Origin of the sequence: Halomonas sp. 11-S5 (genome assembly GCF_029889825.1) — a bacterium.
Taxonomy (GTDB): domain Bacteria; phylum Pseudomonadota; class Gammaproteobacteria; order Pseudomonadales; family Halomonadaceae; genus Halomonas.
In genome coordinates, this window is the sequence record NZ_JARANW010000021.1 from 31,865 (window position 1) to 47,114 (window position 15,250).

Consider the following 15,250-nt stretch of genomic DNA (forward strand, 5'->3'; position numbering starts at 1 on the left):
GGCGCGCCACTCATCCTCGCTGGAAGGGGTAGACGGCGCCGATGGCCAGGATCCCCGTCAGCTCGTCCAGCGCCGCCAGGGTCTCCTTGGCCAGCTGCGGGTCGGCCAGGTCCTCCGGGGCCAAGCGGTCGCGGTAGTGACGCTCGACCCAGGCGGTGAGCTCGCCGTGCAGGGCCTCGGTGAGCAGGACACGTCCCGACAGGGCCGCGCGCTCGGCCGCCGAGAGCACCACCCGCAGCCGCAGGCAGGCGGGGCCTCCGCCGTTGCGCATGCTCTGCTTGACGTCCTTGACCACGACCTCGCTGATGGGATTGTGGCCGGCCAGCAGGAGATCCTGGATGGTGCGCCAGACGCTCTCGCGTTCCTGGCACTCCCCGGGCACCACCAGCGTCATGGTGCCGTCCGGGTTGGAGAGCAGCTGGGAGTTGAAGAGGTAGGAGGCCACGGCGTCCTCAAGGCTGACCGCCTCCTCGGGAATCCGTATCGGCACCAGCGGCGTGGCCATCTTGCCCCTCAGCGCATCCAGGGTGGCCTGCTCGTCGAGGAAGGCTCGCTCGTGGTAGAGCAGCACCGGGCCGTTGCCCACGCTGATGACGTCGTTGTGGAAGACACCGGCGTCGATGGCCTCGGGGTGCTGCTGGGCGAACACCACCTGGGACTCCGTGAGGCCATGCTGGCGGGCAATTGCCTGGCTCGCTTCCAGGGTCTGGCGCGCCGGGTAGCGCCGGGGGGCCACGCCCTCCTCCGCTCCCCAGCCGAAGGCCGCGCGGCCATAGACGAAGAGGTGCACCCCAGGCTCGCCGTGGTCCGCGGCGAGGCGGGTATGGTTGGCCGCGCCCTCGTCGGAGAAAGCCGGGGTCGCCGGCAGCACCGGGTGGTGGGCGAAGCACGCCTCGTCGCGGAAGATCGCTGCCAGCACTCGGGCGGTGGTGGCCGGCTCCAGGAAGCGGTGGAAGCTCGACTGCAGGTTGGCCGGGGTGACGTGCACCCGGCCGTCCGGCGCATCCGCGGAGGGCGTCACCGTGGCGGCATTGGCGGTCCACATGCTCGAGGCCGAGCAGACCGCGCGCAGGATCTGCGGGGCCTCGCCCGCCGCCCGGGCCAGCACCCGCGCATCGCTGCCGGAGAAGCCGAGCTGGCGAAGCGCCCCCAGGTCGGGGCGCTGCTGGGGCGGCAGCACGCCCTGGGCGTAGCCGGCGTCCATCAGCGCCTTCATCTTGCCCAGGCCCTGCAGGGCGGCCTCCCGGGGATTGGCCTCCAGGCCGCCGTGGGTCATGGAGGCGACATTGCCCAGGGCCAGGCCGGCATAGTTGTGGGTCGGGCCGACCAGGCCGTCGAAGTTGACCTCAAGAGAGTTGACCTCGCGTACGTCCGGGGTCGGCTGGCTCATAGCGTCACCCCCGGCGGCAGCGTCTCGGGCAGCACCAGCGCCTCGCTCTCCATGGAGGCGACCGGATAGGCACAGTAGTCGGCGGCGTAGTAGGCGCTGGGGCGATGGTTGCCGCTCTCGCCGACGCCACCGAAGGGCGCATCGCCGGAAGCGCCGGTGGTCTGGCGGTTCCAGTTGACGATGCCGGCGCGGATACGCAGCAGGAAGTCGTCCCAGTCATCGCGCTCGCCGCCGATCAGCCCGGCGGAGAGGCCGTAGCGGGTATCGTTGGCCAGGCGCAGCGCCTCGTCCCAGTCGCGATAACGATGCACCTTGAGCAGCGGGCCGAAGTGCTCCTCGTCGGGCACCGCCAGGCCGGTGACGTCGATCAGCGCCGGGCTGAGCAGGCTGGTATCCGGTTCGACACGCGCCATGCGCGCCAGCACCGTGCCCCCCAGCGCCTCCAGGTCGTCCTGGGCCTTGAGCAGGCCATCGGCGGCCACCACGCTCACCAGGCCGGCATAGAAGGGCGCGGGGTCACTGAACTGGCCCGCCACCCGCAGCCGCGAGATGGCGTCACTGAGGGCATCCAGCAGGTGATCCCCCACCTGGCCCTCGGGCACGATCAGCCGCCGGGCGCAGGTGCAGCGCTGGCCGCCGGAGAGGAAGGCCGACTGCAGGATGCTCAGCACGGCCGCCTCCTGGTCGGGGACATCCTTCACCACCAGCGGGTTGTTGCCGCCGAGCTCCAGGGCCAGGATCTTGTCCAGCTGGTCGGCGAACTGGCGATGCAGGAGGCCCCCGACCCGGGCGCTGCCGGTGAACAGCAGGCCATCGATGCCGGGGTTTGCCGAGAGCGCCTGGCCGGTAGCGGCCGCGCCCTGCACCAGATTGATCACGCCGTCGGGCAGCCCCGCCTCCTGCCAGCACTGCAGGGTGAGGTCGGCGGTCAGCGGGGTCTGCTCGCTGGGCTTGAACACCACGCAGTTGCCGGCCAGCAGCGCCGGCACCATGTGGCCGTTGGGCAGGTGGCCGGGGAAGTTGTAGGGGCCGTAGACCGCCATCACCCCATGCGGGCGATGGCGCAGCACGGCGGTGGCGTCCCCCAGATCGCGGCTGCGCTCGCCGGTGCGCTCCTGGTAGGCGCGGATCGAGATCGCCACCTTACCGATCATCGCGCCGACCTCGGTGCGGGCTTCCCAGAGGGGCTTGCCGGTCTCCTGGGCGATGGCGGTGGCCAGGTCCTCGCGATGACGCTCCAGCACCTCGCGGAAGCGCTCGACCAGCGCCTGGCGCTCGTCGAAGGCGGTGCGCGCCCAGGCCGGGAAGGCGCCCCGGGCGGCCGCCACCGCGGCGCCTACCTGGGCCTCGGTGGCGGCGGCGCCTTCCCAGAGGCGTTCATCGGACACCGGATCGTGCTTGGTGAAGGCCTCGCCCTCACCCGCCTGCCAGGTGCCACCGATCAGCAGTTGTCGTCTTGCCTTCATCACGCCTCCTCCTCGGTATCCAGTATGCGCAGGGTGTCGCCGGAGGCGACCTCCAGCCGACGTGCCTCGGCTTCGTCGAGCGTCACCACGCCCTCGGCGTCGGGCCCGCGTCCCAGCCAGGCGGCACAGAAGCCGGCCATCCCGGTGGTGGCCGCCAGCCAGCGCGGCCGCGGCGAGCGCTCGAGCATGCCGGTCTTGACCTCCACCCGGCAGCGCCGCGACAGCCGCACCCCACGCACGTCGTCGATGTAAGCCTCCACAGTGGGGCCGCCGTCGAAGATGTCGATATAGCCCTCCCAGCGCAGGCCCTCCTTCTTGAGCATGGCCAGCGCCGGTCGGGTATGGACATGGACCTGGCCGATGCAGGCCCGCGCCGCCTCACTGAGGAAGGGGGTGTAGATCGGGAACTTGGGCATCAGCTCACCGATGAAGCTCTTCTGGCCAAGCCCCGTGAGCTTGTCTGCCTCGTCGAAGTCGAGCGGGAAGAAGTGGCTGCCCAGGCACTCCCAGAAGGGGCTCCTGCCGTGCTCGTCGAAGACGCCGCGCATCTCGGCGAGCACCTTGTCGGGGAAGCGGTCGCGGAACTCGGCCATGAACAGCCAGCGCATCATCGACAACAGCGCGCCGTTGCGCTCGTGGCGACGGTCGGCACCGCGGTACTCGGGGCGCAGGAACAGCGAGGCCACCTCGGCATCGCCGGTGTGATCGGAGCTCAGGAAGAGGGTGTCGATGGTGCGGTGCAGGTCGAGCTGTACCGAGGAGTGGGCCAGGGTCCCGAGCCGGTAGTGGTAGAAGGGGATCTCGCGCCCCACCTGGCCCTCGATGGCACAGCAGCCGGCCAACCGTCCGCTCGCCTCGTCCTCGAGCACGAAGAAGTAGAGCCGCTGGTCCTGCGGCGTGCGCTCCTCGAAGGCGGCCACCGTCGAGGCGATCTTGGCCGCCAGGAAGTCGCGGTTGTCGGGCAGCGAGGTGAAGCCCACCCCGGTCTCCCGGGCCAGGGCCTGCAGCTCGTCCAGGTCGCCCTCGGCGATCGGTCGCATACGCATCACAGCTCTCCCTCGTCATAGCCCGGATCGTGCGCGTCGACACTCCCATCCCCCATCCCCGGCAGCGGCAGGGGGGCGGCCAGCACGGCGCGCCCCTCCTCCACGCCCAGCCGCTCGGCATGCGCCGGGGAGAGCATCAGCTGGCCGGTGGGCGACAGGGCATAGCGCGCCACCACGCAGCGGAAATCGCCGAGGCGCTGGTTGGCGACCATGGCCGGTTCGGCATCGGGCAGCGCGTGGGCGGGACGGATGCGCACCGGGTGCCAGGCGGCCCGGCGGAAGCTGGCCAGGCGCTCGCGCTCGGCCTTTATCACCGGGCCGGCATCGAAGAGATCCACGTGGCGCGAGCGCAGGAAGCCCTCGGCCAGCATCTCGGTCAAGGCCGGCTCGTGGTCGGGATGCTCGCGGCCGATGGCGGCCCGGGCCTGGGGGGTGAGCAGCGCCAGGTAGAGCGGGAACTGAGGCATGACCTCGGCGATGAAGCTCTTCGAGCGCACCCCGGCCAGGTAGTTGATCTCCTGGTAGTCGCGCACGAAGAAGTGGCGCCCCACGCTGTTCCAGAACGGCGACTCGCCCTGCTCGTCCAGGTAGCCGGGAAAGGCCATGGCCAGGATCCCGGCGAAGCGCTCGGGGTACTGGGCGATGAACATCAGCCGCGCCCGGCGCAGCAGGCTTTCGGCGCTGGTGCCCTTGTAGCGGGCATCTAGCGACAGGGCACAGAGCAGGGTCGCCTCCGAGACCTCGTGGGAGAGCGACAGGGTCGGCACCTCGCGACGCACGTCGAGCTGCTGGGAGGCGTGGATCAGCGTCTCCTGGCGATAGGTGTAGTAGGCCTCGCGGGCGCCGGCCTGGGCCCGGATGGTGGCGGTACCTACCACCTCTCCGCGCGCCAGGTCCTCGAGCACGAAGGTGTAGTGCTCGTCGCCGGGCGCCTCGACCTCGGCGGCGAAGGCACGCTGGGAGCGGGCGATACGCTCTTCCAGACGATCACGGTGGGCCGGCAGGTTGGTCAGCCGCGGCGTCGCGCTGCCGGCCAGCCGCTCCAGGGCCGGCAGGTCCGCTGGGCGGACGGGGCGTATGACCAGCATGGCAGGGTCTCCGGAAGGGGATGAGTCGTCACGCATCGCGGAACCGGGGCTCACTGCCCCGCCACCAGCCTTGCCACCGCCCGCTCGAGACGCGCCATGCCCTCGGCGACATCGGCCTCGGGGATCACCAGCGAGGGTGCCATGCGCAGCACGTTGGGGCCGGCGATGAGCGCCATCAGCCCCTCCTCGAGGGCCAGCGGCAGGATGTCCTTGGCCCGCCCCTCGTACGCCGGTGCCATCTCGGCTCCGATCAGCAGCCCCATGCCGCGGATCTCCCGGAACACGCCATGCTGGCGGTTGATCGCCTCGAGGTGCTCGCGGAAGAGATCATGGCGGCGCTTGATGCCCTCGAGCACCTCGGGGGTGTCGATGTACTCCACGGCGGCCAGGGCCACGGCCGAGGCCAGCGGGTTGCCGCCGTAGGTGGAGCCGTGGGTGCCGATGGCCATGGCCGGGGCCACGCGGTCGGTGGTCAGCATGGCACCCACCGGGAAGCCGCCGCCCAGCGACTTGGCGCTGGTCAGGATGTCCGGGGTCACGCCGTATTGCTGGTAGGCATAGAGCGAGCCGGTGCGCCCGGCCCCGGTCTGCACCTCGTCGAAGATCAGCAGCGCATCGAAGGCGTCGCACAGGTCGCGCAGCCCCTGCAGGAACTCGGGGTCGGCGGGGATGATGCCGCCCTCCCCCTGCATCGGCTCGACCATCACCGCGCAGGTGTCGTCATCGATCAGGTTGCGCACGCTGTCCAGGTCATTGAACTGGCCATGGACGATGCCCCCCGGCACCGGGCCGAAGCCCTGGGAGTACTTGGGCTGCCCGCCGACGCTGACGGTGAAGAAGGTACGGCCATGGAAGGACTGCGAGAAGGAGACGATGCGGTGCTTGTGCTCGCCATACTGGTCATGGGCCCAGCGCCGCGCCAGCTTGAGGGCCGCCTCGTTGGCCTCGCCGCCGGAGGAGCAGAGGTAGACCTTGTCGGCGAAGGTGCGCTCGACCAGGCTGCGCGCCAGAGCCAGGGCCGGCTCGTTGGTATAGACATTGGAGAGGTGCCAGAGCTTGTTCGCCTGGGCCGTGAGGGCCTCGACCAGCACCGGATGGCAGTGCCCCAGGCCATTCACGGCGATACCGCCGGCAAAATCGATGTACTCGCGGCCCTCCTGGTCCCACAGGCGACTCCCCTCGCCGCGCACCGGAACCGCCTTCTGAGGGGCGTAGTTGGGCACCATGTAGTGGTCGAAGTCGGCGCGGGTCGGGGTCTGGCTCATGTCGCTCTCCATTCCTGGCATGACGAATCAACTATCACTCGGATCAACTATCATTCGGATCAACTATCATTCGAGTCAACTGACACTCGAGTATAGGGAGCGCCGCCGCAGGAAGCTTTCAGCAATGGGACGGCGAGTTGTGTAAAAGGCAGTCGCCGTGCTGCCCCAGGCGCGCCGCGGGACACCCCCCCGTCGACGAGGAGTTCGTCATGTTCAACACCACGGCCTGGAACCGGATCCGCTACGGGCTCTACGCCCCGGTCTACGACCTGGTTGCCGAGCGCGCCTTCCGTGGAGCCCGCCGCACGGCCCTCGGCCAGGTGACCTGGCAGCCCGGCATGCGGGTGCTGCTGGTCGGCGCCGGCACCGGGCTCGACCTGCCTTGGCTGCCCCGCGACATCGAGCTTCACGCCGGCGACCTGTCACCGACCATGGTCAGGCGCCTCGAGCAGCGCGCCGAGGCTCAGGGCCGGGACGTCCAGCCCCAGGTCATGGATGCCGAGTGCCTCGCCTACCCTGACGACCACTTCGACGTGGTGGTGATGCACCTGATACTGGCGGTGATGCCCGACCCCGCACGGGGGCTCGCCGAGGCCCGCCGGGTGCTGAAGCCGGATGGCCAGCTCTGCGTGATGGACAAGTTCCAGACCGACGACCATCCCGCGGGCCTCGTCCGACATGGCCTGAACGCCCTCACCTCGGCCATCGCCACCGACATCACCCGCCAGGCCCGGCCACTGCTGGAGGCGGCCGGCTTCGTCATCGAGCAGGACACACCGGTAATGATGGGCTCGCTGGTCCGCGCCCTGTTGGCGCGCTAGCGAGTCGACCCGCTCTCTACCTCAGCCGCTCCTCGCGGGGCGTGATGTCGAAGTGGTTGCGGTAGGCGGTGGAGAAGTGCGCCGCCGAGGAGAAGCCGGTCTGCAGGGCGATCTCGCCGGCGGGACGGTCGCTCTCACGCAGCAGGCGCCGCGCCTGCTGCAGGCGCAGGTCCAGGTAGTAGCGGCTGGGCACCGCCTGCAGGTACTTCTTGAACAGTCGCTCTAGCTGGCGACGGGAGATGCCCAGGTGCTCGGCCAGCTCGTGGGTGGTCAGCGGCTCCTCGATGTTGGCCTCCATCAGCGCCACCGCCTCAGCCAGGCTCTCGGGGGCATGGCCGAGCCGCGAGCGCAGCGGGACCTGCTGGGGCTCGTCGCCCATGCGGATACGCTCCAGCACGAAGTGCTCGGAGATGCGCTCGGCCAACCGGGGGCCGTGCTGGCTGCCCACCAGGGTCATCATCATGTCCATGGCGGCGGTGCCGCCCCCGCAGGTCAGGCGGTCGCGGTCGATCTCGAAGAGCTGGCGGGAGAGGCGCACGCGGGGGAAGGCCTCGGAGAAGGCATCGAAGCGCTGCCAGGGCAGCGTCGCCCGGTAGCCATCCAGCACCCCGGCCCGGGCCAGCACTTCGGTGCCACCGCCGATGCCGCCCAGCAGCACGCCCGCCCCGGCCAGCCGACGTAGCCACTCGATCAAGGGCACGGGGACGCTGCCGAAGAGCGGGCCCGGGGCGCACACCAGCAGCAGGTCCAGGGGCTCATCGACCTCATTGATCCCGGCCTGGGGCATCAGTGCCTGATGGGAGGCGCTGGCCACCGGGCCGGCAACGCTGGCGAAGGTGGTAAGCCGATAGAGCGTGCGTCCCTCGAGGCGGTTGGCCACCGCCAGGGGCTCGGTGGCACAGGCCTGGGCCAGCAGGGAGAAGCCGGGCAGCACCACCACGCCGACATGCCGCGTCACTGACGTCGGGCGAAGGGAAGTGAGGGGCTCGGGCATGCAGATCTGGCCTTGGGGTGGGTGCCGGGGCGCTGGGCAATGTGCCCCATCTTACCCAAGGCCAGGAAGATCCACAGCCCCGCCGCGCGGACAGGGCAGCGGCGTCGTGCGGCCTATTCGGCGTTGCCGGAAACGCGGGACCCTACAGGTTCACGACATCGAAGTCGGCCACCGGGTTCACGTCGGCCTCGTAGTCCACGTCGTCGCGCTCGAAGCCGAACAGCTTCAGGAAGTCGTGCTTGTAGCCGGCGTAGTCGGTGATCTCGAAAAGATTCTCGGTGGTCACCCGAGGCCACAGCGCCTTGCAGGCCTGCTGGACGTCATCGCGCAGCTCCCGGTCGTCCAGGCGCAGGCGGCCGGCCTGATCGGTGGCCACCTCACCGCCCTGACCTCGAGGTGAATAGAGTTGCTCGCCGAACAGGCGATTGAGCTGGTCGATGGTGCCCTCGTGCAGGCCCTTCTCCTTCATCACCTTGTAGACCATGGCGATATAGAGCGGCATCACCGGGATGGCCGCGCTAGCCTGGGTGACGACCGACTTGAGCACCGCCACATTGGCGCCGCCACCGGTGGCGGAAAGGCGCTTGTCGATCTCGCCGGCGGCACGATCCAGATCCTCTTTCGCCTTGCCCAGGGCGCCGTGCCAGTAGATCGGCCAGGTGATCTCGGTGCCGATGTAGCTGAAGGCCACGCTGCGGGCCCCGGGCGCCAGCACTCCGGCACGGTCCAGGGCATCGATCCATAGTTCCCAGTCCTCGCCGCCCATCACTGCCCTGGTGTCCTCGATCTCCTGCTCGGTGGCGGGCTCGACCTCGGCCTCGATGATGGCATCCTTGTTGGTGTCGATGGCGGTGGCACGGTAGGTCTCGCCGATCGGCTTGAGCGCCGAGCGCTTGAGCTCGCCGCTGTCGGGAAGCTTTCGCACCGGCGAGGCCAGCGAGTAGACCACCAGGTCGACCTGGCCCAGGTCCTGCTGGATCAGCTCGATGGCGGTCTCGCGGGCCTCGTGGGAGAAGGCGTCGCCGTTGATCGACTTGCTGTAGAGGCCCTCGGCCTTGGCGAACCGGTCGAAGGCGGCGCTGTTGTACCAGCCGGCGGTGCCGGGCTTCTTCTCGCTGCCGGGCTTCTCGAAGAACACACCCAGGGTGTCGGCCCCGTAGCCAAAGGCCGCGGTGATGCGGGCCGCCAGGCCGTAGCCGCTGGACGCACCGATCACCAGCACCTTCTTCGGCCGCTGCTCCTCGTCACCCGGGGTCTTGTCCAGGCCGCGGGCGCGGGTCGCCTCGATCTGCTCGAGCACGTTCTTCTCGCAGCCGACGGGGTGGGTGGTGGTGCAGATGAAACCGCGTACCTTGGGCTTGATGATCACGTCAGACCTCGTTGTTGTCCGGCGGGCGGGGCAACCGCTCCCGTCCGCATGGGGGAATGAATGCGCCGAATGGTTGGATCGAAGGGGCAGTGGGCGACATTCTAGCGGCCCCGACGGCAGCTGTCCGCCCTTGAGGCCAGCGCAGGGCTGGTGCAGGATGCTCGTCCCGGGCAACGAGTGTGGCAGGAGGGTAGCGATGGATGCACAGATGCTGGTCGACGAACGCGGCGAGCTATGGCTGGCGCTGGCCCCGCTGTGGCTGGAACGGGAGCCCCGCGAGACCGACTATGCGCGCATGGTCGCGGTCATCCAGCGCCACGACCTGAGCGTGCGCGATCTGGAGTGGGTCTTCCGCCTGGAACTTGCCCCGGTGCTCTCGCGCCACCAGATGTCGGTGGCCGGCGAATGGCGCTCGTTCGACGACCACAAGCTGATGAAGCAGTTGGTGGCCCACAATCTGCGGCTCAACGGTTGGCGGCGCAAGAGCTGGGCGTTGTTCTCGGGACTGACCACCATGATGACGCGCCATCGCTGGAACGAGCTGATGGGACGGGTGCTGGTCGAGCGCGGCGAGATGCCCTGACCACGACCCGGGATGACCCGGCTCGGCCATTGGGCTGGAACGCGCCGAGGGAGCGGGTGCCGGTCGAACGCGGCGAGATGCCTGGTCCTTCAGGGCTCGTCCAGGGCCTTCTCCAGCGCCTCGCGCAACGCCACCTCGCCGTCGCGGGGGGAGAACCGGTGAATGCCCCGGCCATCCCGGCCGACCAGGAACTTGGTGAAGTTCCACTTGATCATGCCGGTTCCCAGCACCCCCGGCGCTTGGCGCTTGAGCTCGACGAACAGCGGATGGGCGCCGCGGCCGTTGACCCTGACCTTCTCCAGCAGCGGGAATGACACCCCGTACTCGTGCTCGGCGAAGCGACAGAAGTCCAGCGCCGACTCCGGCGACTGGCGGGCGAACTGGTTGCACGGAAAGCCCAGCACGGTGAACCCCCGGTCGCGATAGCGAACATAGAGGTGCTCGAGGTCACGCAGCTGGGAGGTAAAACCGCACTGGCTGGCCACATTGACGATCAGCAGCACCTGGCCACGCAGGGCGCGCAGGTTGAAGGGCTCACCACTCGGGGTGCGGCATTCGTAATCATGGATGGACATGGATCGGGCTCGCTCTCTGACCCTCTACGATGACATGCCGACTCCTCACGCACCAGCCCCGCCCGGGCCAAACCGCCGCCTCGGCAACCGGCGGCGCACCTCGGCCACGCGCTGCGCCAGCCGGCGTCGCCGCTGGCGCCGCTCGGCCTCCTCGAGGGGCGCATAGGCCAGCCGCTCGAGGTCCCGGGCACACTCCTCGAGCGCCCTCCCCGCCGGCCCGGCCTGGGGGGCGATGCGCCGCAGGTGGGCGGCGGGAGACTCCCCCGGGCGGGCCGCCAGGCCATGCCGGGCCAGCCAGGCCTGCAGGCTGCCCACCAGCCAGCGCTCGTCACGCCGGCGCCGGCGCCGGCGGTGTTGCCAGCTCCCACGAGCCAGCAGGACAAGGCCCGCGGCAACGACCAGCACCACCACCAGGCCCAGCGCAGTGGTCACGGCCCCCCGGCCGGGCAGCCACGCATCCAACCGCGCCCAGGCCTCGCGCCACCACCCCGCCAGCCTTGCCATCAGGGAGCGACGCGACTCGCGCTGGTAGCCGATCACCCCGCGCTGCCAGCGGTACTCCAGGCGCTCCCACTCCAGGCGCAGGCGGTTCACCCAGCCCACCTCGCGCATGCGCAGCGGCGAGAAGCGGGCATCCGCCAGGAAGGCCTCGGCGCCGTCATCGACCGCCTGGGCGCCCTGCTCGATGCGCTCCGGGGCGATGACGGCGGTGGGATCCAGGCGCCGCCAGGCAGCGTCGCGCCATACCTCCACCCAGGCGTGGGCATCATAGTCTCTGACCGTGAAGTGGCCATCCGGGTGTCGCTCACCGCCCAGGAAACCCGCTACTACCCGCGCCGGGATGCCGACCATCCGCGCCATCACGGCGGCCGCCGAGGCGTAGTAGGTGCAGTAGCCGGCCTGGCTGTCGAACAGGAAGTCATCGACGCGGTGCTCGCCGACCAGCCGGGGCGGCGAGAGCGTATAGCGATAGGGGGCCTCGCCGAAACGCGCCATCATCGCCGCGAGATAGGCGTCGGGGTCGCCGTCGCTCTCCCGCCACAGCCGCTCGGCCAGGGCCCGGGTACGGGGGTTGGCACCGTCGGGCAGCAGGCGGTGCCACCGCTCCCCGGCGGGGTCCGGATTGACCGGCGGCGCCCCGCTGCTGGAGAGCCTCAGCAGGCTGCGAGAACTCAGCGGGGTCAGCCCCTCCAGGGTGCCGTCGGCCAGAAAGCGCAGGCGGCTGTCGCTTTCCAGCGGCGTGCCCAGCGAGGGGCGCCAGGTGCGGCTGTCGGGCTCGAGCAGCAGCTCGGCGCTGAAGCGCGCGCCCTCCTGCGCCTGCCAGGGGGAGCGTGTTCCTTCACGCACGAAGGCCTCGACCGGGCGCTCCAGGGCGCCGGCCAGTTGGTCGGGCGTGGCCCGCGACCAGCGGATGCCATCGAAGTGCGACAGGGTGTAGACCCGCCAGTAACGCTCGTCGGGGGCGGGCTCGCGCCCCTCGAAGCGGACCCGGAAGGCCCGCGCATCGCTGCGCGACAGCTCGGCGATGTCGCCCGGGGAGATCTCGTCGGTCAGGCCGGTGGCGGCCCGGTCCAGCTGGGGCATGCTCCACAGCGGCCCCAGGCGCGGGAAGGCGACGAACAGCAGCGCCATCAGCGGGGCCGAGAGCGCCAGTAGCCAGGCCGTCTCCCGCCAGGCCTGGCGCAGGCCGGTGGCACCGGAGAGCCAGACCAGCGACTGCAGCAGCCAGGCCACCGCCAGCAGGGCACCCGCGGCCATGGCAATCCCCTGGTCATGCAGGAAGGCCACGGTCGTTGCCACCAGGCCGATCACCACCACCACCCGGGCATCGCGCCGGTCATGGGTCTCGAGCAGCTTGAGCAGGTAGACGCCGAGCAGCAGGCCGACCAGCCCGTCCATGGTGCCCAGGGTGCCGAACTGCAGCCACAGCGCCAGCACTAGCCCGCCCACCGCGGCCAGCCGCAGCAGGATGCCGGCACGGGGCAGGCCGCGACGCAGCTGCACGAGCCGGTAGCCGGCCACCGCCAGGGCCAGTGCCACCAGCCAGGCCGGCATCCAGGCGAGGTGCAGGGCCAGCACCAGGCACTGGCCGATGAACAGCTGACGCAGCATGCCCCCGCTCAGCCCCCGGCCATCCGCCAGCACGGCCGGGGCCGCCAGCCTGGCGGGAGTACGGACGCTCATGCTCCAGCCTCCGGCCGGGCCGCCGGGAAGCGCGCCAGGGCATCCAGCGCCCGGCGCCGCTGGGCCTCGCCCTCACCCTGGGGCAGGGTGAGGCCCGGCAGCCTGAGGCCATAGCGGTCGCCGGCACGGTGGTGGGCCAGCACCCGGGCACAGAGCACCGAGAGGCGCCGCTCCGGGTCGCCGCGACAGGCGGCGTAGTCCAGCCACAGCTGCCGGCGCGGCGGCACGCTGAACGCCTTGGTGGCGAGCACCCCGGTGCGGCTCCACTGCTTCCAGGCCACCCGCCCCGGGCTGTCGCCGGGCTGAAAGCGGCGCAATCCCGCGAAGTCGCTGGCCTCCAGGCCCGCCCCGCCGTGGCGCACGGCCGGCTCGTCCTCCCCCACCGGGCGTGGCCAGACCAGCAGCTCGGCGTCGTGGCGGACCCAGGCCACCACCCGGACCAGCCCCAGCGGCCAGCGGGTCTCGAGGCGCAGCCAGGGCAGCGCCAGGACCCCGCGCCGGGGCGTCGGCAGGGCCAGCTCGGCCTCGCCGAGGCCGCCGACGATGTCCACCCGGCCCCGGGCACCGTCGCAGCGGAGTTCCAGGGCCGTGCGCTCGCGGCGTGCCCTGAGCACCACCCCCAGACGCGCCTCGCCGCCGGCGAAGGCCTCCCGGGGCAACCGCAGCCCCGGGGTGACGCCGAGCAGGTTGAGCCAGCCGCGCAGCAGCACTACCACGCCGACGCTGAACAGCCAGAAGGCCAGCCCGTAGGCCAGGCTGTTCTGGTAGTTGATGCCGAACAGCAGCAGCACCACCACCAGCACCGCCCAGCCCAGGCCGAAGCGGGTGGGAATCAGGAACAGCCGTCGCTGGGGCAGGGGGTGATCCATCGAGGCGGCCAGGCGACGCAGCCACCAGTGGCGCAACCGCCCGGCAGGGCGGGGGCCGGAGGTCGCCGCGGTGGCCACGCTCACCCCATCACCGCCACGCGGGTCAGCAGGTGGCGGGCCAGCGCCTCGCCCTCCTCCCGGGGGCCGCTGCTGAGTCGATGGCCCGTCACCGGGACCCACACCGCCTGGACGTCCTCGGGCAGCACGTGATCGCGCCCCTCGAGCAGCGCCCAGCCCCGGGCCGCCTGGAGCAGGGCCAGCACGCCCCGGGTGGAGAGCCCCCAGGCCAGCTCGGGATGCTCGCGGCTGGCCGCGGCCAGGGCCTGGACGTAGTCGAGCAGGGCATCGGCCACATGGACCCCGTCCAGCTGCGCCTGCCAGCCGCGCAGGCGCTCGGCGTCGAGCAGCGGCATCAGCGCCTCGAGTTTCACTCGCCCGGCCCGGCCGCGCAGGATCTCGCGCTCGGCGCGGGGGTCCGGATAGCCCAGCGAGAGGCGCATCAGGAAGCGGTCGAGCTGCGACTCCGGCAGCGGGAAGGTCCCTGCCTGCTCCTGGGGGTTCTGAGTGGCGATCACGAAGAAGGGCTCGGGCAGCGCCCGGGTCTCGCCCTCCACGGTCACCCGCCCCTCCTCCATCGCCTCGAGCAGCGCGCTCTGGGTCTTGGGGGTGGCCCGGTTGATCTCGTCGGCCAGCACCAGGCCGTGGAAGACCGGCCCGGGATGGAAGAGGAAGCGCGCCTCCCGCGGGTCGAAGACCGAGACCCCCAGCACGTCGGCGGGCAGCAGGTCGCTGGTGAACTGCAGGCGCTGCATGTCCAGGCCCACGACCCGCGCCAGCGCCTGGGCCAGGGTGGTCTTGCCGAGCCCCGGCAGGTCTTCGATCAGCAGGTGGCCGCGGGCCAGCAGGCAGCAGAGCGCCAGGCGCACCTCCCGCGACTTGCCGAGCACCACCCCTTCCAGGGCGGCAAGCACCGCCTCCAGGTCGGGAAGTCGCTCCGGCCGGTTCATCGCCCCGCCTCCAGCTCGCCGCCGGCCAGCAGGGCCTGCACCGCCTGGCGGGTATCCGGGGTGACGCCCTCCAGGGCCAGGGCCTCGGCGGGTGGCAGCCAGAAGGCCTCGGCCACCTCCTCGGCCTGCAGCGTCAGCGGGCCATCGTGGTCGACCAGGAAGAGGCTGCCGAAGATATGGTTGCCGCCCGCGTCATGGACGAACTCGCCCAGATGTCGCAGCGGCACACCCCGGATGCCGAGCTCTTCTGCCAGCTCGCGGCGGGCCGCCACGTGCACCGCCTCGCCGGCTCCCACCACGCCGCCGGCGGCGAGGTCCAGCCCGCCCGGGAAGACCTCTTTGGTCAGGGTGCGACGCTGCACGCAGAGCTCGCCGCGGCGATTGCGCACCACCACATAGGTGGCCCGGTGCCAGAACCGGAAGCGGCGCATGGCGGCCCGGGGGGCGCTGCCGCAGGGGCGGTTGCGCGCATCCACCAGCTGGATCTGCTCATCGGCGATATGCGGCTCGGGCAGGGATGCATCGATGGTCATGGGGGACTCCCGGGGAAATGCCTTCAGCCTACCCAGTCACGCCGGCAGCGTCACGCCGCG

Annotated in this window: 14 protein-coding genes; 2 read left to right on the top strand and 12 right to left on the bottom strand. The window is 71.0% G+C overall.

Annotated features, from left to right (window positions below; all coding sequences use genetic code 11):
* Window positions 1-10 precede the first annotated feature (10 nt).
* The 5 genes from astB to OP497_RS13570 are packed head-to-tail and all read right to left on the bottom strand — an operon-like array spanning window position 11 to window position 6,255.
* Entirely contained in the window at window positions 11-1,390 is a 1,380-nt protein-coding gene (gene astB, locus OP497_RS13550; protein WP_280549270.1) for an N-succinylarginine dihydrolase, read from the bottom strand.
* A complete protein-coding gene (astD, locus tag OP497_RS13555; protein WP_280549272.1) occupies window positions 1,387-2,856 on the bottom strand; it encodes a succinylglutamate-semialdehyde dehydrogenase in 1,470 nt (489 codons plus the stop codon). Before astD ends, astB begins: the two co-directional genes overlap by 4 nt.
* Window positions 2,856-3,902 (bottom strand): arginine N-succinyltransferase, encoded by a 1,047-nt coding sequence (gene astA, locus OP497_RS13560; RefSeq protein WP_280549274.1) that lies wholly within the window; start codon window positions 3,900-3,902, stop codon window positions 2,856-2,858. Before astA ends, astD begins: the two co-directional genes overlap by 1 nt.
* A complete protein-coding gene (locus OP497_RS13565) occupies window positions 3,902-4,990 on the bottom strand; it encodes an arginine N-succinyltransferase (RefSeq protein WP_280549277.1) in 1,089 nt (362 codons plus the stop codon). The genes astA and OP497_RS13565 overlap by 1 nt, the downstream gene beginning before the upstream one ends.
* Before the next feature lie 50 nt (window positions 4,991-5,040).
* On the bottom strand, window positions 5,041-6,255 hold the full coding sequence (locus tag OP497_RS13570; RefSeq protein WP_280549279.1) for an aspartate aminotransferase family protein: 1,215 nt from the start codon (window positions 6,253-6,255) through the stop codon (window positions 5,041-5,043).
* A 209-nt stretch (window positions 6,256-6,464) separates the two neighbouring features.
* On the opposite strand from OP497_RS13570, the gene OP497_RS13575 reads away from it, so the two are divergent.
* The gene (locus OP497_RS13575; protein ID WP_280549282.1) at window positions 6,465-7,076 is read left to right on the top strand and encodes a class I SAM-dependent methyltransferase; all 612 of its coding nucleotides are present in this window, start codon (window positions 6,465-6,467) and stop codon (window positions 7,074-7,076) included.
* Window positions 7,077-7,092: 16 nt separating this feature from the next.
* Here OP497_RS13575 and OP497_RS13580 read toward each other — a convergent pair whose 3' ends face one another.
* Both OP497_RS13580 and fabV read right to left on the bottom strand, forming a co-directional pair.
* The gene (locus OP497_RS13580) at window positions 7,093-8,070 is read right to left on the bottom strand and encodes a GlxA family transcriptional regulator (protein WP_280549284.1); all 978 of its coding nucleotides are present in this window, start codon (window positions 8,068-8,070) and stop codon (window positions 7,093-7,095) included.
* Between the two features lie 142 nt (window positions 8,071-8,212).
* On the bottom strand, window positions 8,213-9,439 hold the full coding sequence (fabV, locus tag OP497_RS13585) for an enoyl-ACP reductase FabV (protein ID WP_280549286.1): 1,227 nt from the start codon (window positions 9,437-9,439) through the stop codon (window positions 8,213-8,215).
* Between the two features lie 196 nt (window positions 9,440-9,635).
* Between fabV and OP497_RS13590 the strand changes: the two genes are divergently transcribed.
* Window positions 9,636-10,022 carry a hypothetical protein gene (locus tag OP497_RS13590; RefSeq protein WP_280549288.1) on the top strand — a complete coding sequence of 129 codons (387 nt, stop codon included), beginning with the start codon at window positions 9,636-9,638 and terminating at the stop codon, window positions 10,020-10,022.
* A gap of 89 nt (window positions 10,023-10,111) precedes the next feature.
* Here the strand turns inward: OP497_RS13590 and OP497_RS13595 are convergent, their stop codons facing one another.
* Genes OP497_RS13595 through OP497_RS13615 form a run of 5 tightly spaced genes read right to left on the bottom strand, consistent with a single transcriptional unit; the run spans window position 10,112 to window position 15,190 of the window.
* On the bottom strand, window positions 10,112-10,597 hold the full coding sequence (locus OP497_RS13595; RefSeq protein ID WP_280549290.1) for a glutathione peroxidase: 486 nt from the start codon (window positions 10,595-10,597) through the stop codon (window positions 10,112-10,114).
* Window positions 10,598-10,642: 45 nt separating this feature from the next.
* Complete coding sequence (locus tag OP497_RS13600; RefSeq protein ID WP_280549292.1) at window positions 10,643-12,781, bottom strand: DUF3488 and transglutaminase-like domain-containing protein; 2,139 nt, start codon at window positions 12,779-12,781, stop codon at window positions 10,643-10,645.
* Window positions 12,778-13,734 (bottom strand): DUF58 domain-containing protein, encoded by a 957-nt coding sequence (locus OP497_RS13605; protein WP_280549294.1) that lies wholly within the window; start codon window positions 13,732-13,734, stop codon window positions 12,778-12,780. The genes OP497_RS13600 and OP497_RS13605 overlap by 4 nt, the downstream gene beginning before the upstream one ends.
* Window positions 13,731-14,657, bottom strand: coding sequence for a MoxR family ATPase (locus tag OP497_RS13610; protein ID WP_280549295.1), 927 nt, complete (start codon window positions 14,655-14,657; stop codon window positions 13,731-13,733). Before OP497_RS13610 ends, OP497_RS13605 begins: the two co-directional genes overlap by 4 nt.
* Window positions 14,654-15,190 carry an NUDIX domain-containing protein gene (locus OP497_RS13615; protein WP_280549297.1) on the bottom strand — a complete coding sequence of 179 codons (537 nt, stop codon included), beginning with the start codon at window positions 15,188-15,190 and terminating at the stop codon, window positions 14,654-14,656. The genes OP497_RS13610 and OP497_RS13615 overlap by 4 nt, the downstream gene beginning before the upstream one ends.
* Window positions 15,191-15,250: the final 60 nt, after the last annotated feature.